General features: G+C 71.3%; 21 protein-coding genes and 1 tRNA gene. 5 read left to right on the top strand and 17 right to left on the bottom strand.

Features of this window, described 5'->3' with window-relative positions:
* Positions 1-82: 82 nt before the first annotated feature.
* The 3 genes from AB0J57_RS11835 to AB0J57_RS11825 all read left to right on the top strand — a co-directional run bounded on the left by AB0J57_RS11835 (position 83) and on the right by AB0J57_RS11825 (position 3,189).
* Entirely contained in the window at positions 83-838 is a 756-nt protein-coding gene (locus AB0J57_RS11835) for a response regulator transcription factor (protein WP_366127907.1), read from the top strand.
* Between the two features lie 78 nt (positions 839-916).
* Entirely contained in the window at positions 917-2,413 is a 1,497-nt protein-coding gene (locus AB0J57_RS11830; RefSeq protein ID WP_366127906.1) for an MFS transporter, read from the top strand.
* A gap of 29 nt (positions 2,414-2,442) precedes the next feature.
* Positions 2,443-3,189 (top strand): TetR/AcrR family transcriptional regulator, encoded by a 747-nt coding sequence (locus AB0J57_RS11825; RefSeq protein ID WP_366127905.1) that lies wholly within the window; start codon positions 2,443-2,445, stop codon positions 3,187-3,189.
* An 8-nt stretch (positions 3,190-3,197) separates the two neighbouring features.
* Here AB0J57_RS11825 and AB0J57_RS11820 read toward each other — a convergent pair whose 3' ends face one another.
* From AB0J57_RS11820 to AB0J57_RS11810, 3 genes are all read right to left on the bottom strand, one after another.
* A complete protein-coding gene (locus tag AB0J57_RS11820; protein WP_366127904.1) occupies positions 3,198-4,031 on the bottom strand; it encodes a YceI family protein in 834 nt (277 codons plus the stop codon).
* A gap of 115 nt (positions 4,032-4,146) precedes the next feature.
* Complete coding sequence (locus tag AB0J57_RS11815; RefSeq protein WP_366127903.1) at positions 4,147-6,576, bottom strand: MFS transporter; 2,430 nt, start codon at positions 6,574-6,576, stop codon at positions 4,147-4,149.
* A gap of 8 nt (positions 6,577-6,584) precedes the next feature.
* Positions 6,585-7,037: a MarR family transcriptional regulator gene (locus AB0J57_RS11810; RefSeq protein ID WP_366127902.1), complete on the bottom strand. Its 453-nt coding sequence runs from the start codon at positions 7,035-7,037 to the stop codon at positions 6,585-6,587.
* A 167-nt stretch (positions 7,038-7,204) separates the two neighbouring features.
* On the opposite strand from AB0J57_RS11810, the gene AB0J57_RS11805 reads away from it, so the two are divergent.
* Entirely contained in the window at positions 7,205-7,405 is a 201-nt protein-coding gene (locus tag AB0J57_RS11805; protein ID WP_366127901.1) for a hypothetical protein, read from the top strand.
* A 9-nt stretch (positions 7,406-7,414) separates the two neighbouring features.
* On the opposite strand, the gene AB0J57_RS11800 is transcribed toward AB0J57_RS11805, so the two are convergent.
* The 9 genes from AB0J57_RS11800 to AB0J57_RS11760 all read right to left on the bottom strand — a co-directional run bounded on the left by AB0J57_RS11800 (position 7,415) and on the right by AB0J57_RS11760 (position 12,766).
* On the bottom strand, positions 7,415-8,158 hold the full coding sequence (locus AB0J57_RS11800) for a hypothetical protein (RefSeq protein ID WP_366127900.1): 744 nt from the start codon (positions 8,156-8,158) through the stop codon (positions 7,415-7,417).
* A 55-nt stretch (positions 8,159-8,213) separates the two neighbouring features.
* Positions 8,214-9,095, bottom strand: a complete 882-nt coding sequence (locus tag AB0J57_RS11795; protein ID WP_366127899.1) for an RNA polymerase sigma factor SigF — start codon at positions 9,093-9,095, stop codon at positions 8,214-8,216.
* 234 nt (positions 9,096-9,329) lie between these two features.
* Complete coding sequence (locus AB0J57_RS11790) at positions 9,330-10,136, bottom strand: RNA polymerase sigma factor SigF (RefSeq protein ID WP_366128498.1); 807 nt, start codon at positions 10,134-10,136, stop codon at positions 9,330-9,332.
* Between the two features lie 236 nt (positions 10,137-10,372).
* Complete coding sequence (locus AB0J57_RS11785) at positions 10,373-10,666, bottom strand: Dabb family protein (protein WP_366127898.1); 294 nt, start codon at positions 10,664-10,666, stop codon at positions 10,373-10,375.
* Positions 10,667-10,674: 8 nt separating this feature from the next.
* On the bottom strand, positions 10,675-10,839 hold the full coding sequence (locus AB0J57_RS11780; RefSeq protein WP_198944136.1) for a hypothetical protein: 165 nt from the start codon (positions 10,837-10,839) through the stop codon (positions 10,675-10,677).
* A gap of 358 nt (positions 10,840-11,197) precedes the next feature.
* A tRNA-Ser gene (locus AB0J57_RS11775) sits at positions 11,198-11,282 on the bottom strand.
* 91 nt (positions 11,283-11,373) lie between these two features.
* Entirely contained in the window at positions 11,374-11,802 is a 429-nt protein-coding gene (gene tadA / locus AB0J57_RS11770) for a tRNA adenosine(34) deaminase TadA (protein ID WP_366127897.1), read from the bottom strand.
* An 80-nt stretch (positions 11,803-11,882) separates the two neighbouring features.
* Positions 11,883-12,413 carry a hypothetical protein gene (locus AB0J57_RS11765; RefSeq protein WP_366127896.1) on the bottom strand — a complete coding sequence of 177 codons (531 nt, stop codon included), beginning with the start codon at positions 12,411-12,413 and terminating at the stop codon, positions 11,883-11,885.
* Between the two features lie 149 nt (positions 12,414-12,562).
* Positions 12,563-12,766: a hypothetical protein gene (locus AB0J57_RS11760; protein ID WP_366128497.1), complete on the bottom strand. Its 204-nt coding sequence runs from the start codon at positions 12,764-12,766 to the stop codon at positions 12,563-12,565.
* 84 nt (positions 12,767-12,850) lie between these two features.
* Here AB0J57_RS11760 and upp point away from each other — a divergent pair, with 84 nt between their 5' ends.
* Positions 12,851-13,486, top strand: a complete 636-nt coding sequence (gene upp, locus AB0J57_RS11755) for a uracil phosphoribosyltransferase (RefSeq protein WP_351824145.1) — start codon at positions 12,851-12,853, stop codon at positions 13,484-13,486.
* Positions 13,487-13,547: 61 nt separating this feature from the next.
* Here upp and AB0J57_RS11750 read toward each other — a convergent pair whose 3' ends face one another.
* The 5 genes from AB0J57_RS11750 to pip all read right to left on the bottom strand — a co-directional run bounded on the left by AB0J57_RS11750 (position 13,548) and on the right by pip (position 18,154).
* The gene (locus tag AB0J57_RS11750) at positions 13,548-14,177 is read right to left on the bottom strand and encodes a LytR C-terminal domain-containing protein (protein ID WP_366127895.1); all 630 of its coding nucleotides are present in this window, start codon (positions 14,175-14,177) and stop codon (positions 13,548-13,550) included.
* A 150-nt stretch (positions 14,178-14,327) separates the two neighbouring features.
* On the bottom strand, positions 14,328-14,624 hold the full coding sequence (locus AB0J57_RS11745; RefSeq protein ID WP_003999914.1) for a type II toxin-antitoxin system VapB family antitoxin: 297 nt from the start codon (positions 14,622-14,624) through the stop codon (positions 14,328-14,330).
* Between the two features lie 166 nt (positions 14,625-14,790).
* Positions 14,791-16,329 carry a M28 family metallopeptidase gene (locus tag AB0J57_RS11740; RefSeq protein WP_366128496.1) on the bottom strand — a complete coding sequence of 513 codons (1,539 nt, stop codon included), beginning with the start codon at positions 16,327-16,329 and terminating at the stop codon, positions 14,791-14,793.
* A 138-nt stretch (positions 16,330-16,467) separates the two neighbouring features.
* Positions 16,468-17,109, bottom strand: a complete 642-nt coding sequence (locus tag AB0J57_RS11735) for an HhH-GPD-type base excision DNA repair protein (protein ID WP_366127894.1) — start codon at positions 17,107-17,109, stop codon at positions 16,468-16,470.
* A gap of 103 nt (positions 17,110-17,212) precedes the next feature.
* Positions 17,213-18,154 (bottom strand): prolyl aminopeptidase, encoded by a 942-nt coding sequence (pip, locus tag AB0J57_RS11730; protein WP_366127892.1) that lies wholly within the window; start codon positions 18,152-18,154, stop codon positions 17,213-17,215.
* Between the last annotated feature and the right edge of the window lie 30 nt (positions 18,155-18,184).

Genomic DNA, 18,184 nt, shown 5'->3' with positions numbered 1-18,184 from the left:
CCGTCCGGGACGAGGGGCGCTTCTCAGGGAATTCACAGAGAGGGGAAAGGGACCTTTCACGCGCGCGCGGCAGCCTCGGAGCATGACCGTCACCTCGCCCCAGGGGCGTACCGGAATGCTCAGGCCCGACGGCAGTGCCGTCCGGGTGCTCGTCGTGGACGACGAGGACGCGCTCGCCGGGCTGTTGTCCATGGCGCTGCGGTACGAGGGGTGGGAGGTGCGCAGCGCCCGGGACGGCGCCGGGGCGGTGCGTTCGGCGCGGGACTTCCGGCCGGACGCCGTCGTGCTGGACGTGACGCTGCCCGGCATGGACCGGCCGGCGGTGCTCGGCAGGCTGCGGCGCGAACTGCCGGACGTGCCGGTGCTGTTCCTCACGGCGAGGGGCGGGGTCGAGGACGCCGTGGAGGACCGGATCGCGGGGCTGACGGCCGGCGGGGACGACTGCGTCACCAAGCCGTTCGGCCTGGAGGAGGTCGTGGCGCGGCTGCGCGGCCTGATCCGGCGCTCGGGCGCGACGGCGGGGCGCGGCGACTCCCTGCTGGTGGTGGGGGACCTGGTGCTCGACGAGGACAGCCACGAGGTGTCGCGGGACGGGCAGTACATCCACCTCACCGCCACCGAGTTCGAGCTGCTGCGGTTCCTGATGCGCAATCCGCGGCGCGTGCTCAGCAAGGCGCAGATCCTGGACCGGGTGTGGAGTTACGACTTCGGCGGCCGGGCCAACGTGGTCGAGCTCTACATCTCGTACCTGCGGAAGAAGATCGACGCGGGCCGCGCGCCGATGATCCACACCCGGCGGGGCGCGGGCTACCTGATCAAGCCGGCGACGGCGTCCTAAAAAACTTATACAGCGTATGGCGAGCCCTTGTACGGTGTACGAGACCAAGTCTCTTACACCGTACAAGGAGCCCTCCCCATGACGGCGACCACCGCCGGGAGCGACCAGGAAACCCCCACGACCGGCGGCCACCCGCAGCGCTGGCTGATCCTCGGCGTGATCTGTCTCGCCCAGCTCACCGTGCTGCTGGACAACACCGTCCTCAGCGTCGCGATCCCCTCCCTCACCAAGGAGCTCGACGCCTCCACCGCCGACATCCAGTGGATGATCAACGCGTACTCGCTCGTCCAGTCCGGCCTGCTGCTCACCGCCGGCAGCGCAGCCGACCGCTACGGCCGCAAGAAGATGCTGCTCACGGGCCTCGCGCTGTTCGGCATCGGCTCGCTGGCCGCCGGACTCGCCCAGTCCTCCGGCCAGTTGATCGCCGCCCGCGCGGGCATGGGCGTCGGCGGCGCGCTGCTGATGACCACGACCCTCGCCGTCGTCGTGCAGATCTTCGACGAGGCCGAGCGGGTCAAGGCCATCGCCCTGTGGTCCACGGTCAGCTCGCTGGGCTTCGCGGCCGGGCCGCTGCTCGGCGGGTTCGTGCTCGACCACTTCTGGTGGGGCGCGATCTTCCTGATCAACATCCCGGTCGCGGTCCTCGGCCTCGCCGCCGTCGCCGCCCTCGTACCCGAGTCCAAACACAAGCAGGGCGACCGGCCCGACCTCGTCGGTGCCGTGCTCTCCACCATCGGCATGACGGCGGTCGTGTACGCGATCATCTCCGGGCCCGACCACGGCTGGACCTCCGGCCAGGTCCTCGTCTCCGCCGCGCTCGGCGTGGCCGTCCTCGGCCTCTTCGCCCTATGGGAGCTGCGCACCCCCCACCCCATGCTCGACATGCACTTCTTCCGCAACCAGCGCTTCGTCGGCGCCGTCGCGGGCGCCATCCTCGTCGCCTTCGGCATGACCGGCTCGCTGTTCCTGCTCACCCAGCACCTCCAGTTCGTGCTCGGGTACGGGCCGCTCGACGCCGGCCTGCGCACGGCGCCGCTCGCCCTCACCGTCGTCGTGCTCAACCTCACCGGCGTCGGCGCGCGGCTGCTGCCCAAGCTCGGTACGCCCTGGACCATCGCCATCGGCATGGGCCTGGTCGCGGCCGGGCTGGCCGCGATCGCCGTCCTCGGCGGGGCGCACGGGTACGGCGGCATGCTGCTCGGGCTCGTCGTCATGGGCGCGGGCGTCGCGCTGTCCATGCCCGCCATGGCCAACGCCATCATGAGCGCCATCCCGCCGGAGAAGGCGGGCGTGGGCGCCGGCATCAACGGCACGCTCGCGGAGTTCGGCAACGGGCTGGGCGTCGCCGTCCTCGGCGCCGTGCTCAACTCCCGCTTCGCCGCGCTCGTCTCCGTATCGGCCGCTTCCCTGCCCGCCGCGCTCGCGGCGGCCGACGGCCCGGCCGAGAAGGCCCGGATCGCCGACGCGTTCGCGACCGGCCTGGAGACCAGCCAGCTCGTCGGCGCGGTGGCGGTCCTGGCGGGCGGCCTGCTGGCGGCGGTGCTGCTGCGGCGCGCGGAACGGCAGCGGGCATAGCATCGGGCCAGGAACGAGGAGGAAGGCCCATGGTGTCGGCGCGACGGACGAGCGTGTGGCTGGAGGGCAAGTCGCCCCGCGCCCGGAAGGCCGACCAGCCGTCCGGGCTCGACCGCGAGAAGATCACCGAAGCGGCGGTGCGGCTGCTCGACGCGGAGGGGCTCGCCAAGTTCTCGATGCGCAAGCTCGCGGCCGAGCTGAACGTCACCGCCATGTCGGTCTACTGGTACGTCGACACCAAGGACGACCTCCTGGAGCTGGCGCTCGACCGGGTGGTGGGCGAGCTGGCCATCCCGGACACCGGGCCCGGGACGGACTGGCGCGAGCAGCTCCGGCAGCTCGCCACCTCCTACCGTGAGCTCTTCGTCGCCCACCCGTGGGCCTCCTCACTGGTCGGCCACTTCCTCAACATCGGCCCCCGCTCGATGGAGTTCTCGCGCACGGCCCAGCAGGTGATCGCCAACACCGGGCTGCCCCTGCACCTCCAGTCCGGTGCGATGGCCTCGGTCTTCCAGTTCGTCTACGGCTTCGGCACGATCGAGGGCCACTTCCGGCAGCGGTGCGCGGAGGCCGGGATGACCCAGGACGAGTTCTTCCAGCACGCCATGGGGATCGTCCGCGAACAGCCCACGTACAAAGAGAACTTCGAGCACGCCGAGCGGATGATGGAGGCCCGTGGCGGCGACACGGTGGCGGAGATGCGGGAGCGGGACTTCCAGTTCGCGCTGGACGTGCAGATCGCGGGCATCGAGGCCATGGTGGTCCCGGACGCCTGAAGCCCCGGTCAGGCCGTGGGCAGGTCGCCCCGCACCGCCTGGCCCCCCTGAATAGCTTGAATGGCCAGCTCCACCCGCAGCGTCGTGCCGATCGCCGAGATGCCCGCCTGGAGCACCTGGTTGTAGTTCATGGCGAAGTCCTCCCGGCGCAACTGCGCCGTCGCCCGGAAGGCGGCGCGCACCCCGCCCCACGGGTCCGGGCCCGTGCCCAGGTACGTCAGGTCGAGGTCGACGTCACGGACGACGCCGTGCAGCGACAGGGCGCCGTGCACGGTCCAGCGGTCGGTGCCCGCCGGGGTGAGGCCATGGCTGCGGTAGGTGATCTCGGGGTACGTGCCGACGTCCAGGAAGTCCGGTGACTTCAGGTGCTTGTCGCGCAGCGCGTTGCCCGTGTCGATGGACGCGGCCGCTATCACCGCGTCCACCCGCGAGGCGGCGAGGTCCGGGGCGATCTCGATCCTCCCGCCGAAGTCGGTGAACCGGCCGTGCACGCTGGAGATGCCCAGGTGCTGCGCGACCGCGCCCACGGAGGAGTGCGCCGGGTCCAGCGTCCAGGCGCCCGGCGGCGGCAGTTCGACGCCGCCCGCCCGTGCCAGCACGACCGTGCCGACGTCGGCCCGCCCGCTCGCCGTCACCAGCGCGGTGGCCGCCGCCGGGGCGTACCCGACGGCCGTCACGATCACCGTGTACGGGCCGGGGGCGAGGGGCGCGTCCGCGACGACGGCCCCCTCGGCGTCGGCGCCGGCCCGCAGCACCTGCGCGCCGGTCATGTCGGTGACGGTCACCACGGCGTGCTGGACGGCCCAGCCGTCGCGGGTGCGTACCCGTGCGCGAAGTCCCATTCCCGTATCTCTCCTCGTACTGGAAGAAGGAGGGGCGGCAGGCCGTCCCCTGCCTGCCGCCCCGGTGCCCGGCCGCGTCTCCGCTCGACGCGCGGCCGGGGGTTCTTGATGCCGCCTACTCGCCGGGGTGGGCGAGTTCGATGTCGTGGCCGTCGACTCCGCCGCCGGCCACCGTCAGGGCACCGGCCACCGGCGGGTAGCCGGTCGCGATGACCGTGTACTCGCCCGCGTCGAGGTCGGCGAACGCGTACGCGCCGTCCTCGCCGGTGGTCGCCGTCGCGACGACGTTCCCGGCCGCGTCGACGAGCGTCACCCGCGCGTCCGCCAGCGGGTGGCGGTCCGCCCCGGCGCGTACCGTGCCCCGGAGCCGGGCGCCCGACCGGAGGAGGGCCTCGACCCGGGTCACGCCCTGGCCGCCGATCTCGACCGGCAGGGCGAGCGGCCGGTAGCCGTCGGCGTTCACCGCGACGGTCACGGTGCCCGGCACCAGCTCGGCGAAGGCGAAGGTGCCGTCCTGGGTGGACGTGCCGGTGGCGAGGACGTCGCCGCGCACATCCGTGACGATCACCATCGCGCCCTCGACGGGCTCCCCGCCCTCGGCCGCCCGGACGGAGCCGACCAGTCCGCTCGTACCGGACAGGAGGATGTCGTACGCCAGCGCCTCCGCCCCGACCACGACCGTGGACGCCTGCGGCTGGAAGCCGTCGGCCGAGGCGATCAGTACGTACGAGCCGGAGCCCGGGGCGTCCAGCGCGTAGCCGCCGTCGGCCTGCGCGACCGCGCGGCCGAGCTGCCGTCCGCCGAGGGAGATCAGCGTGACGGCGGCCCGGGCGACCGGGGCGCCCTCGGCGGTGCGGACGGTGCCGTGGACGGGGGTGCCGCTGGTGGCGACGACGACCGGGGTCTCGGCGACCACCGGGGCCTCGGTCGCGGGCTCCGGCTTCGGCTTGGCGTTCTCCGGCTCCGGCTTCGCGTTGCTCTTCAACGCGACCTCCTTGATGAACAGCGTCACGAGGAAGGCGATCAGGGCGAAGGGGGCCGAGTAGAGGAAGACGTCGCCCACACCGTGCCCGTACGCCGCCTCCATGACCGTGCGGAACGGAGCGGGCAGCGCGTCCAGGTCGGGGATGCCGCCGCCGGCCGTACCGCCGTGGCCCAGCGCCGCGCCCTGCGGGCCCAGGTCGGCGAGGCCGTCCTGGACGTAGTGGGTGACCCGGTTGGCCATGACCGCGCCCAGCGCCGAGACGCCGACGGCGCCGCCCAGGGAGCGGAAGAAGGTGACGACGGACGACGCGGCACCGAGGTCCGAGGGGTCGACCTGGTTCTGGGTGCACAGCACGAGGTTCTGCATCATCATGCCGAGGCCCAGGCCCATGACGGCCATGAAGACCGCGATGTGCCAGTACTCCGTGTCGTACCGGATCGTGCCCAGCAGCCCGAGCCCCGCCGTCAGCAGCACACCACCGCTGACCAGCCACGCCTTCCAGCGGCCCGTCTTGGTGATGACCTGGCCGCTGACCGTGGAGGAGAGGAACAGGCCGCCGATCATCGGGATCGTCATGACGCCCGACATCGTCGGCGACTTGTCGCGCGCGAGCTGGAAGTACTGGCTGAAGAAGACCGTGCCCGCGAACATCGCGACACCGACGAAGAGCGACGCGAGCGAGGCGAGCGTGATGGTGCGGTTGCGGAACAGCCGCAGCGGGATGATCGGGTCGCTCGCCCGTGACTCGACGAGCAGGAACAGCGCACCGAGCAGGACCGACCCGCCGACCATGGCGTACGTCTGCCACGACACCCAGTCGTACTTGTCACCGGCGAAGGTGACCCACACCAGCAGCAGCGAGACGGCCGCGCTGATGAAGAACGCGCCCGACCAGTCGACCTTCACCTGGCGCCGGACGACCGGCAGCTTCAGGGTCTTCTGGAGCACGATGAGCGCGATGACCGCGAAGGGCACGCCCACGTAGAAGCACCAGCGCCAGCCCAGCCAGTCGGTGTCGGTGATGACGCCGCCGAGCAGCGGGCCGCCGACGGTGGCGACGGCGAAGGTGGCGCCCAGGTAGCCGCTGTAGCGGCCGCGCTCGCGCGGGGAGATCATCGCGGCCATCACGATCTGCGCGAGGGCCGACAGGCCGCCGACGCCGATGCCCTGCACGACACGGCAGGCGATGAGCATGCCGGCGTTCTGGGAGAGGCCGGCCACGACCGAGCCCAGCACGTAGATGACCAGCGCTATCTGGACCAGCAGCTTCTTGGAGAAGAGGTCCGCGAGCTTGCCCCACAGCGGGGTGGTCGCCGTCATCGCGAGCAGCGAGGCGGTCACGACCCAGGTGTAGGCGCTCTGGCCGCCGCCGAGGTCGGAGATGATCTCCGGCAGGGCGTTGGAGACGATCGTCGAGGACAGGATGGCGACGAACATCCCGAGCAGCAGCCCGGAGAGCGCCTCCATGATCTGCCGGTGCGTCATCGGCGCGCCGCCGCCACCGTCATGGGTCTTGGCGTGGTGGCCGCCCCGCACACCGGATGGTGTGGTCGTAGCCATGAACTTCCTTACGTACGTGGTGTGGTGTGGGGCCGGCAGTCTCCGAAGGAGGTACGGAGCCGGGCCAGCATCGCGTTGAGCTGTCCGACCTCGTCGTCGGACCAGTCCTTCAGGTGGTGGGCGAACAGGTCCGCCGACCGACGGCCGAGGTCGTCGAGCAGGGCCTTGCCCGCGGGCGTGAGGCGGAGGATGCGGGAACGTCTGTCGCCCGGGTGGGGCTGCCGTTCGATCCAGCCGCGCTCGGCGACATGCGCCACATGCCGGCTGGTCACCGACATGTCGACGGCGAGCAGCTCGGCGAGGCGGCTCATGCGCATCTCGCCGTACCGGTCGAGGAGGGCGAGGACGGCGGCGGAGCCGGCCGGGCACTCGACGGGCAGCAGCCGCGAGAGTCCGCGCTTGACGGCACCGATGGCGCTCAGTTGCCGGGCCAGCTCTTCGTACTGACTCCGCTCGGCCATGGGCACCCCCGGCATCTTGTTGCTTAGGGCAACCATAGAAGAGGTTGGTTGCTACAGGCAAACGAAAAGGGGGTGAACGCGACTAAAGTCCTGGCAAAGCGGTCCAGGGCTGGGCGGAGGTAGCCCAGGGTTGGGCCGAGGGCCCGCGTTCGCTAGGGTCCTGCCCCATGGCACACAACCCCCAGGGCCCCGACGGCAACTACGACCCGGCGGGCAGCACGCAGATGTTCCGCGCCTTCGTCGACGAGGGCACGCCCCAGCGGCAGCAGCAGGTGGCGGCCCAGTCGGGCTCGCGGGTCGGCCTGATCGCCGGCATCGTCGCGGTCGTCGTGATCGTCGCCGCGGTCGCCTGGCTCGCGCTCGGCTGATCATTTCCTTCAGGTCCAGGAGGCGGTGACGTCCCGGGTCTCGATGTGCATGCCCAGCGGCACCCGCCAGGCGTCCACACAGACCGTGTACGTCCCCGTCTTCGTCGCGCCCGCGGCGATCGGAGCGGGCAGCGGCTGAGCCGTCTCGACGGTCGCCCAGTCGACACCGAGCGCACCGATGACGTGCGTCGCGAAGGTGGCGGTACCCGAACGCACCGGTGAGCCGCCGGTGTTGCGGAACTCCACGGTGACCTTCTCGCACCAGCGCCGGTCGCCGGGCGCCCGGATCGGTTCGCCGACCGCGAGGGCGGCGGGCCGGGGCGGCGCAGTGGCGCTGGGCGGCGCGGTGGTGCCGGGCTGCTGCGGCTCGTGCGGCTCGTGCGGCTCGTGCGGCTGCTGGGGCGGTGCGGTGGGCGGCGCGCCCGGGGTGGCTGTCGTGCCCGGCGTGGGCGGCACGGACGGCCCGGTCGTCGCGCCCCGCGCGGGCGGACCGGCCGTGCGGGGGGCACCGGGCGGTGCGAGCGACGCGGACGGCGCCCTCGTCCCCGTACCGGACGGTCCACGGCCGTCCAGCGGTACGAGTACGACCTCACCCGACGGCGGAACCGGCCCCGAGCCGCCGGGGCGGCCGACACCGGGCCCGACCGCTCCCGTGGCCGCGCGCCCTTCCCCGGCGCCGTTCCCGCACGCGGTCAGCGCCCCGCTCACGCAGAGCGCCACCGCCATCGCCGTTGGCCCAAGTCGACGGTTCATCGCGCCAGTGTGGATGACGAACCGTCAGTTATGAACCCCCTTGCCATGAGGGGCGTCAGTCGGAGATGAGCCCCTCGCGGAGCTGCGCGAGCGTGCGCGTCAGCAGTCGCGAGACGTGCATCTGCGAGATGCCGACCTCCTCGCCGATCTGCGACTGGGTCATGTTGGCGAAGAACCGCAGCATGATGATCTGCCGCTCGCGGGGCGGGAGTTTGGCCAGCAGCGGCTTGAGCGACTCCCGGTACTCCACGCCTTCCAGGGCGCTGTCCTCGTACCCGAGCCGGTCCGCCAGCGAGCCCTCGCCGCCGTCGTCCTCGGGGGAGGGCGAGTCCAGCGACGACGCCGTATACGCGTTGCCGACCGCGAGGCCGTCGACCACGTCGTCCTCCGACACGCCCAGCACGGCGGCCAGTTCGGGGACGGTCGGCGACCGGTCGAGCTTCTGCGCCAGCTCGTCGCTCGCCTTGGTCAGCGCCAGCCGCAGCTCCTGGAGCCGGCGCGGCACGCGCACCGACCACGAGGTGTCGCGGAAGAACCGCTTGATCTCACCGACGACCGTCGGCATCGCGAACGTCGGGAACTCCACGCCCCGTTCGCAGTCGAACCGGTCGATCGCCTTGATCAGGCCGATGGTCCCGACCTGGACGATGTCCTCCATCGGCTCGTTGCGCGAGCGGAAGCGGGCGGCGGCGTAGCGCACCAGCGGCAGGTTCAGCTCGATGAGCGTGTCCCGCACGTACGTGCGCTCCGGGCCGTCCGCGCCTTCGGCGTCCAGGGCTGCGAGCCGCAGGAACAGGGAGCGGGACAGGGTGCGGGTGTCGATGGCTTCCGGCGCCGTGTCGGGAAGCGGTGCGGGTTCGCTCTGGCTCTGCGCGGGCACGGACGCCGGCACGGGCGTGAGCGTGAGCACCTTCGAGCTGCCCTGTTCTGCGGACATGCCACCCCCTTGAGGTCGCGGACGGTCGCGTGGGCCGCGACCATCGGAGGAACGCAGCCTCCACCTGAATACCGGCGCCGAGACTGCGGCAAACGCGGTTCCAGCAGAATGTCACATGTCGGCAACACGCTGTAGTGACTTGTCGACAAGAATGCGGCAAGTATGCGCAGGAAACTGGGGGTGTGGGGCCTTTTGACCGCTCGATCCAGGGCTGAACGGGTCTACCCGATCAGGTTACGCATCGATTCGATTTGCGGACCTCAGGCGGGCGAAGCTCCGCGCCAGAAGCCTTGACACATGCATCTGTGAGACGCCCAGTTCCTGGCTGATCTGAGACTGGGTCAGGTTGCTGTAATAGCGGAGCATCAGGATCCGCTGCTCCCGTTCGGGCAGTTGCACCAGCAGGTGCCGCACCAGGTCCCGGTGCTCGACCCCGGCCAGCGCCGGGTCCTCGTAGCCGAGCCGGTCCAGCAGCCCCGGCATGCCGTCGCCCTCCTGGGCGGCCTCCAGGGACGTCGCGTGGTACGAGCGGCCGGCCTCGATGCAGGACAGCACCTCGTCCTCGGAGATCTTCAGCCGCTCGGCGATCTCGGCGGTCGTGGGCGACCTGCCGTGAGCCGTCGTCAGATCCTCCGTCGCGCCGTTGACCTGCACCCACAGCTCGTGCAGCCGGCGCGGTACGTGGACGGTGCGGACGTTGTCGCGGAAGTACCGCTTGATCTCGCCGACGACGGTGGGCATCGCGAACGTCGGGAACTGCACGCCCCGGTCCGGGTCGAACCGGTCGATCGCGTTGATCAGCCCGATCGTGCCGACCTGGACCACGTCCTCCATGGGCTCGTTGCGGGACCGGAAGCGGGCGGCGGCGTAGCGCACCAGCGGCAGGTTCGCCTCGATGAGCGCCCCGCGCACCCGGGTGTGCTCCGGGGATCCGGGTTCCAGCGTCTTGAGCTGGCCGAACAGCACCTGGGTGAGCGCTCGGGTGTCGGCGGCCCGCCCCTGTGCCTTGGTGCGGGCCTCCGATTCGTTCTGGGGCGGCACCTGTTGAGGCGTCGTACTGGCCGGCACGTTCACGCCACCCCTTCGCGGTCGGTCTCGCGGGTCTCGCGGTCAATTACGGTCAACTCATCCGTCAAAAGCGGTCATAGCATCACAAGACATGTCCACTGTGTGCAAGCACCTGATAACGTCGTGTTGTCGACGTACACACACGAAAAGCCCCGCACCAGTGGGGTGCGGGGCTCCCGTCCCGGAGGCGCCGGAGGTGGCGCAGGGGCTCAGAACTCGTAGTCGGCGATCACCCATGTGGCGAACTCGCGCCACTTGCCGGCGGCGGCCTGGTGGGCCGGGTGCTCGAGGTAGCGCTTCAGTGCGTCCTTGTCCGCGACCGCCGAGTTGATGGCGAAGTCGTACGCGATGTCCCGGTCGGTGATGTTCCAGGCGCACTCCCAGAACTCCAGCTCCGGGATGAGCCCGCCGAGCTCCTCGAACGCCTTCACGCCCTCGGCGACGCGCGGCTCGTCGCGCCGCACCCCGTCGTTGAGCTTGAACAGGGCCAGGTGGCGGATCACGGGAACTCCTAGTTGACGAGCTCGGTCATGAAGTCGCCGACGCCCTGCGCGGCGCTCGAAATGCCCTCGAACCCTACCCCTACGAGGTCGGCGGCGCGCTGCGGGGAGTTGATGATCGTGTAGAGCACGAAGACGACGAGGACGTACAGCGTGATCTTCTTGGCCTGCACCATCTGACCCTGGCTCCCCGTCTCTCCCCTGCGATCCCGTGGGCGGTCGGGTGAGTCTAACCGAGCCTTTAAGGACCAAGGCCCTCCCCACCGGGGCCTTTTGCCGGTCCCGCCGGGAAGGGGCGGGGCGGGAGCATGGACGGTGAGCCCGGCAGGCCTGGCAGGAACCCGCCGGGTGGGCGAACCGGCCCCACTGCGGCGGTCCGTGCCGCGCGCTTCCCCCCAGAGCGGCTCGGACTCGCGGGTCCGGTTCTCATCGGGGGGAGCGGCTTGTCCCCCCGATGCCGCTCCCCCCGTCCACTTTCTCCCGCGAACGCGGAAGGGCCCCGACGCCGATGCGCCGGGGCCCTTCACACAAGAGCGGTAGCGGAGGGATTTGAACCCTCGGTGACTTGCGCCACACTCGCTTTCGAGGCGAGCTCCTTCGGCCGCTCGGACACGCTACCGAGAGAGAGCTTAGCCCAAAGGTGCCGCTACGAAGAAATCCGTTGTCGGCGGCGTACGACGTCACATCGGCGGTCGTGTACGGCGGTCACGTCAGCGGTCGCGGAAGAAGCGGGTGAGGAGCGCCGCGCACTCCTCCGCCAGCACCCCCTGGATCACCTCCGGCCGGTGGTTGAGCCGCCGGTCCCGTACGAGGTCCCACAGCGAGCCGACCGCGCCCGCCTTCTCGTCCACGGCCCCGAACACCAGCCGGTCCACCCGGGACTGCACGAGCGCGCCCGCGCACATCACGCACGGCTCCAGGGTGACGACCAGCGTGCACCCCGTCAGCCGCCACTCCCCGTACGCCTCGGCGGCCCGGCGCAGCGCCAGGACCTCCGCGTGCGCGGTCGGATCGCCGGTCGCCTCGCGTTCGTTGTGGCCGGTCGCGAGCACCTTGCCGTCCGGGGACAGGACGACCGCGCCGACCGGCACGTCGCCGGCCCGCGCGGCTCGCTCGGCCTCCTCCAGCGCGTGGCGCATCGGCGCCCGCCACGGCTCCCGGACGGGGTCCCGAGCGGGGTCCGGGGCGGAGGGCGTGGGTGCTGTCGGTGCGGGACGCACTAGCGGACGGCCTCCAGCACCTCCGCGGCGCCGAGCGCGTCCGCGATCTCGGACAGCGCGTCGCTCTCCAGTGCCAGCAGGTCCTTCTCGGACATGCCCAGGTCGGCCAGGACCAGCCGGTCGCCGACCGGCCCCTCCGGCACGGCCCCGGCCGTCACCGCCGATTCCTCCTCGTCGTCGTCCTCGACCGGCTCCCCGTCCTCGGTGCCGTCGAGGTCCAGCGCGTCCAGGTCGGGGCCGTCGTCCTCCTGGTCGTCGCCCAGCAGTTCCTTGGTGAGGATCTCCCCGTACGAGGAGCGGGCGGCGGCCGCTCCGTCGGATACGTAGATCCGAGGGTCGTCCTCACCCTCCACGCGGACGATGCCGAACCATGCGTCCTCCTGCTCGATGAAGACGATCACTGTGTCGTCGTCCACCGAGGCCTCGCGGGCAAGCTCGGTCAGATCCGACAAGGTCTCCACATCGTCGAGCTCTGTGTCGCTCGCTTCCCACCCGTCTTCGGTGCGCGCGAGCAGTGCGGCGAAGTACACCGTGACTCTCCCACTGATCAGAGGTGTGACGATCGGGCGGCACGCTCCTGAATGCCCCGCCCACTCGGCATCGTGGCAGATGCGAGGCCCTCAGGAGAGGTGTTCCGCTCTTGCGTCGTGCACCAGTCTGAGTCCGATGCCGGTCGGTGTCACCAGCGGAACGTACGCATCCGCATTGCCTGACGCATCCTGGCGGCTCTCGCCCGGCGCGGCTGGACGCGGTCGCGCAGTGCTTTCGCCTCGTTCAGCTCGCGCAGGAACTGGGCGCGGCGGCGCCTGCGCTCGGCGTCGCTCTCCTGGCGGTCCGGCGCCCGGCCGTCCTGCTCCCGCTCCGGCTCTTCCGGCTCCGGCATCGCGACCACCCCCAGGCTGGGTCCGTCCACCCCACCTTCCCTCCGCGGCGGGGGTTGATGCCAGTGCGGGCTACTGTTGAGGGCATGCGGATCCACGTCGTCGACCACCCGCTGGTGGCGCACAAACTCACCACGCTGCGCGACAGGCGCACCGACTCCCCGACCTTCCGGCGGCTCGCCGACGAGCTGGTCACCCTGCTCGCGTACGAGGCCACCCGGGACGTGCGCACCGAGCAGGTCGACATCGAGACCCCGGTGACCCGGACGACCGGCGTGAAGCTGTCGAGCCCGAAGCCGCTGGTGGTGCCGATCCTGCGGGCGGGCCTGGGCATGCTCGACGGCATGGTGCGGCTGCTGCCGACCGCCGAGGTGGGCTTCCTCGGCATGATCCGCAACGAGGAGACGCTGGAGGCGTCCACGTACGCCACCCGGATGCCGGAGGACCTCTCCGGGCGCCAGGTGTACGTCCTGGACCCGATGCTGGCCACGGGCGGCACGCTGGTCGCCGCGATCCAGGAGCTGATCAAGCGCGGCGCGGACGACGTGACGGCGGTCGTGCTGCTGGCGGCGCCCGAGGGCGTCGAGGTCATGGAGCGCGAGCTGGCGGGCACGCCGGTGACGGTCGTGACGGCCTCGGTCGACGAGCGGCTCAACGAGCACGGCTACATCGTCCCGGGCCTCGGCGACGCGGGCGACCGGATGTACGGCACGGCCGACTAGCGGTCCGGACAGGACAGGGCCCAGTGGTTCGGTAGGGCCGCCCAGCGGTTCGTAGGGCCGCTCAGCACTTTCCGGAGGGCGCGGGCGCGGGCTTGGCCAGGGCGGCCAGGGCGGCGGTCGCGTCCTTCGGCGGTGTCAGGGTCTTGAACGCCGTACCGATGATCAGGTCAACGTCCGCCGTCGCCCGGGTGTCCATCTTGAGCGCGGCACCCTTGAGCTGCGTACCGAGGACGGGGAAGGCGTTGTCGCGGGCCCCGGTGGCGCCGAGCAGTATCCCGGGGCCGGGGACCTTCTTGTCGTACGCGGCCGGGGCGTTGCCCACCTTGCCGATGACGAAGCCGCGCTTCTTCAGCTCGTCGGCGGTCGACTTGGCGAGGCCCGCGCGGGGTGTCGCGTTGTAGACGTTCACCGTGATCTGGGCGGGCTTGAGCGGTACGTGGATGGGCTTCACGGCGTTCTTGCGGGGCTTGCACCCGGGCCCGGCCGCGGTGCGGGCGCGGCTGTCGGTGCCGCCCCCGCCGAAGACATCGATGAGCTGTAGCGTTCCCCAGCCGCCCAGGCCCAGGGCGACCACTGTGGCGAGCGCCGCGGCCATGATCCGGCGCCGGCGTCGGGGGCGGCGCATACGCGGGTAGGCATCACCCGTAATGCGGTACTTTCCGCCCATACCGGGGGGAGTGAGCATGCTCATGGGCGCAGCGTAATGCCGCCCGGTGACTATGCCTACTAAACGATCAGCCCATGGGGGCCGGACGGGTGGGAAAGGGCCCGAAAGGCTGACATGGCGGTGTCGCCGGCGGTGGCCGACCGCTCAGTCCGGTCCGGGTCGGTCCGGTCCGGGTCAGTCCAGTTCGAGCACGCGGGCGTGCAGTACCTGCCGCTGTTGCAGAGCCGCGCGTACGGCGCGGTGCAGTCCGTCCTCGAGGTAGAGATCGCCCTGCCACTTCACGACGTGCGCGAAGAGATCGCCGTAGAAGGTCGAGTCCTCGGCGAGGAGCGTCTCCAGGTCGAGCTGCCCCTTGGTGGTCACGAGCTGATCGAGGCGGACCGGGCGCGGCGCGACATCCGCCCACTGCCGGGTGCTTTCCCGGCCGTGGTCGGGATACGGCCGCCCGTTACCGATGCGCTTGAAGATCACACGGAAAGCCTACCGGGCGAGCGGCTCCCGGCGCAGCCACGCGACGCCAGTCCGATGGGGACGAAATTCGAGTGGGGGGCGAAATTCGAGCAAACCAGGACGGGCGCGCCGCGGGGGTGTACCCGCGGCGCGCCTCCTGGGGGTGCTGCTGCCTCCCGGGCTGCTGTTACTCGGTCACGTCGTGGTCGTGACCGTCGTGCAGGCCGCCGCCGCTGCCCGCGTCGCCGTCCGTGGGGACGGTGACGACCGGCTTGCGCAGCGAGCTGAGGTCGTGGGCGTAGACACCCACGGCGTTGGCGATGACGTCGATGTTGGCGTCGAACGCCGTCATGTTGATGTTCTTGATGTCGTCGCACTTGGCGTGGTAGCACGCGTCGTACGCGACCCCCGCCGTGCCGCCGAACTTCTCCGCCTGCTTGGCGGTCTTCAGGCCCTCGGCGCCGGTGAACGTGCCGCCGGACGGGATGCCGACCGCGATGAAGGGGCCGTAGTCGGAGCGGCCGGTGAAGTCGGTGCCCTCGTGCGGGCGGCCCTGCTTGTCCATGAACTCGTTGATGTCGCGTTCGAGCTGGGCGGACCCGGCCGGGCCGGCGGGCGCGCCGACGCCGTCGGAGTTGTCGCCGTCGTAGACGAACAGCCCGTAGTTCGGCGAGGCGATCATGTCGAAGTTCAGGTAGAGCTTGATCTCCTTGCGGTCGAGCTCGCTGAGGTTGTCGACGTAGTGCTCGGAGCCGAGCAGGCCGTTCTCCTCGGCCGACCACCAGGCGAAGCGCACCTTGTTGGTGGGCTTCTGCTTGGACTTGGCCAGGTCCAGGGCGACTTCCAGCAGACCGGCCGAGCCGGAGCCGTTGTCGTTGATGCCGGGGCCGGCGCTCACCGAGTCGAGGTGCGAGCCGAGCATCACGGTGTTGGCGGCGTTGCCGCGGGCGGTCTCCGCGATGACGTTGTTGGTGGTCCGCTTCTCCTGGAGCTGGCGGATCTCGAAGTTCACCTCGACCGGGCCCTTGGCCAGGTCGGCGACGAGCGCCTGGCCGTCGGCCTGCGATATGCCACCGGTCGGTATCTTGCCGGCCTCGGGGGCGCCGAGGGTGCCGCCGAGCGAGCCGGGGACGTTGTTGTAGACGATCGCGCCGATCGCGCCCGCGGCCGCCGCCTGGGCCTGCTTGTCGGCGAAGGTGCAGCCGCCGCGCTTGATCAGGGCGATCTTGCCGGTGAAGGTGCCGGACGCGTAGTCGGCGGCCTCGCAGCCGGGCGTCGCGTCGTCGGCGGGGGCCGGGACGGCGGCGAGGCCGGCCTTGACACCGCCCACGGGCGTCGACTTGGTGTAGGTCATCGCCCCGATGGTGATGTCGCGCGGCGTGGGCGAGACGACGGAGAGCTTCTCCGCCTGGGTCTGCGTGTAGATGAACTCGAACTTCTGGTACGAGACCTGGTAACCGGCCTTCTTGAGCTGCTGGTACACGTACGCGGCGGAGGCGTCGTGTCCGAGCGAGCCGGCCGCCCGGTGGCCGCCGGCCGAGTCGGCTATCTGCTGGAACTTCTCCAGGTGCTTGTAGGCGTCCTTGGCGGACGCCTCCCGGACCAGCTTCTTGGAGAGGTGCGCGGCGTCCTTGGCCGCCTCCTTGCCGGGGTCACCGGCGGAAGCGGGGGATGCGGAAGCCAGCAGGAGCGGGGTCGCGAGTGCGGCTGCGGCCAGGGTGGCCACGGCTCTGCGATGGGATGCGTTCACAGAGGTCCTTCCCGGTGCGAACGAGGTTGAAGGGAAGCTAGCGATCTCCCACGCTCCTGTGAACAGATGTGCCACAACTCACGCCACATTCCGTACGATTGGCAACGGAACATGTCACTCCGCCGCCGAAGATCCTGTCTTCCTGGTCGATTTGGCGGTCTTGGCGGCACTGGCGCTCTTCGTCGCCTTGGCGGCGCGTTTCGTCTCCTGCTTGTACGCGCGGACCTTGGCGAGCGATTCCGGCCCGGTGATGTCGGCGGCCGAACGGTACGAGCCCTCCTCGCCGTACGCCCCCGCCGCCTCCCGCCAGCCCTCGGGCGTGACGCCGTACTGCTTGCCCAGCAGCGCCAGGAAGATCTGCGCCTTCTGCTTGCCGAACCCGGGCAGCGCGAGCAGCCGGTCGAGCAGCTCCCTGCCGGTGGCGGCGTCCGACCACACCGCGCTCGCGTCACCGCCGTACTCGTCCACCAGGTACTGGCAGAGCTGCTGCACCCGCTTGGCCATCGAGCCGGGGTAGCGGTGCACGGCGGGCTTGGCGGACAGCAGGCCGACGAAGGCCTCCGGGTCGTACGCCGCGATCTCGTGCGCGTCGAGGTCGTCGGTGCCCAGCCGCTGGGCGATCGTGTACGGCCCGGAGAACGCCCACTCCATGGGCACCTGCTGGTCCAGGAGCATGCCGACGAGCGCGGCGAGCGGGCTGCGGCCCAGCAACTCGTCGGCCTCGGGTTGCTGGGCGAGGTGGATCGTGGTCGTCATGGTTCGATGATCGCGCCGGTGGTGGCGTGGCGCACGGCGGGGGCGGCGGGCCGGGGGCGCGCCGGTGGTCGCCGGTGATGGGGCCCCCTGCTCGCGTCTGCGGCTACGGCCCGGCGTACCGGTCCAGCGCGGCCACCACGTGCCGGCGGGTGGCCTCCGTGCCCAGGTGGCCCGCCTCGTCGACCACGACCAGCTCCGCGTCCGCCCAGGCCCGGCTCAGCTCCCACGCGGTGTCCAGCGGCCCGCCCAGGTCGAGCCGCCCGTGGACCAGCACGCCCGGAATGCCCGCCAGCCGGTGGGCGCCGCGCAGCAGGGCGCCCTCCGCCAGCCAGGCGCCGTGCGAGAAGTAGTGCGTGCAGATGCGCACGAGGGCCAGGCGGGCGGCGTCGGGGCGGCCGCCGTACGGGGCGCCGCCGCCCTCCAGGGAGACCACCGCGTCCTCCCAGGCGCACCAGTCGGCCGTGGCCCGCTCCCGCACGGCGGGGTCCGGGTGGCCGGCGAGCCGGGCGTACGCCCCGACCAGGTCGGTGCCCGCGTCGGGTCCCGCTCCCTCGCGGAACCGGGCCCACGCCTCCGGGAAGAACCGCCCCACCCCCTCGTACAACCAGGCGATCTCGGAGCGGCGGGTGGTCGTGACCGCCGAGATCACGATCTGCGCGACGCGCTCCGGGTGGGTCTGCGCGTACGCGAGGATCAGCGTCGAGCCCCAGGAACCGCCGAAGAGCAGCCAGCGGTCGATGCCGAGGTGCTCGCGCAACCGCTCCATGTCGGCGATCAGGTGGCCGGTGGTGTTGACGCTCAGGTCGGTGGCCGGGTCGCTCGCGTGCGGGGTGCTGCGGCCGCAGCCGCGCTGGTCGAACAGGACGACCCGGTAGCGGGCCGGGTCGAAGAGCCGCACGGACGCCGGACTGGAGCCGGAGCCGGGGCCGCCGTGCACGACGAGGGCGGGCTTGCCGGCCGGGTTCCCGTGGACCTGCCAGTGGACGAGGTTGCCGTCGCCGACGTCGAGCATGCCGTGCTCGTACGGCTCGCTGAGCGGATACACCCGGGCGGCCCCTCCTCATTTCTGACAGCG

Source organism: Streptomyces sp. NPDC049837 (assembly GCF_040674455.1).
Taxonomy (GTDB): domain Bacteria; phylum Actinomycetota; class Actinomycetes; order Streptomycetales; family Streptomycetaceae; genus Streptomyces.
The sequence above is the reverse complement of the archived record's forward strand: the minus strand, read 5'-3'. Positions and strand labels throughout refer to the sequence as shown.

Coding starts and splice junctions, on each gene's coding strand:
- AB0J57_RS11835 (WP_366127907.1), top strand. CDS start 83: ATGACCGTCACCTCGCCCCAGGGGCGTACCGGAATGCTCAGGCCCGAC.
- AB0J57_RS11830 (WP_366127906.1), top strand. CDS start 917: ATGACGGCGACCACCGCCGGGAGCGACCAGGAAACCCCCACGACCGGC.
- AB0J57_RS11825 (WP_366127905.1), top strand. CDS start 2,443: ATGGTGTCGGCGCGACGGACGAGCGTGTGGCTGGAGGGCAAGTCGCCC.
- AB0J57_RS11820 (WP_366127904.1), bottom strand. CDS start 4,031: ATGGGACTTCGCGCACGGGTACGCACCCGCGACGGCTGGGCCGTCCAG.
- AB0J57_RS11815 (WP_366127903.1), bottom strand. CDS start 6,576: ATGGCTACGACCACACCATCCGGTGTGCGGGGCGGCCACCACGCCAAG.
- AB0J57_RS11810 (WP_366127902.1), bottom strand. CDS start 7,037: ATGGCCGAGCGGAGTCAGTACGAAGAGCTGGCCCGGCAACTGAGCGCC.
- AB0J57_RS11805 (WP_366127901.1), top strand. CDS start 7,205: ATGGCACACAACCCCCAGGGCCCCGACGGCAACTACGACCCGGCGGGC.
- AB0J57_RS11800 (WP_366127900.1), bottom strand. CDS start 8,158: ATGAACCGTCGACTTGGGCCAACGGCGATGGCGGTGGCGCTCTGCGTG.
- AB0J57_RS11795 (WP_366127899.1), bottom strand. CDS start 9,095: ATGTCCGCAGAACAGGGCAGCTCGAAGGTGCTCACGCTCACGCCCGTG.
- AB0J57_RS11780 (WP_198944136.1), bottom strand. CDS start 10,839: ATGGTGCAGGCCAAGAAGATCACGCTGTACGTCCTCGTCGTCTTCGTG.
- tadA (WP_366127897.1), bottom strand. CDS start 11,802: ATGCGCCACGCGCTGGAGGAGGCCGAGCGAGCCGCGCGGGCCGGCGAC.
- AB0J57_RS11760 (WP_366128497.1), bottom strand. CDS start 12,766: ATGCCGGAGCCGGAAGAGCCGGAGCGGGAGCAGGACGGCCGGGCGCCG.
- upp (WP_351824145.1), top strand. CDS start 12,851: ATGCGGATCCACGTCGTCGACCACCCGCTGGTGGCGCACAAACTCACC.
- AB0J57_RS11750 (WP_366127895.1), bottom strand. CDS start 14,177: ATGAGCATGCTCACTCCCCCCGGTATGGGCGGAAAGTACCGCATTACG.
- AB0J57_RS11735 (WP_366127894.1), bottom strand. CDS start 17,109: ATGACGACCACGATCCACCTCGCCCAGCAACCCGAGGCCGACGAGTTG.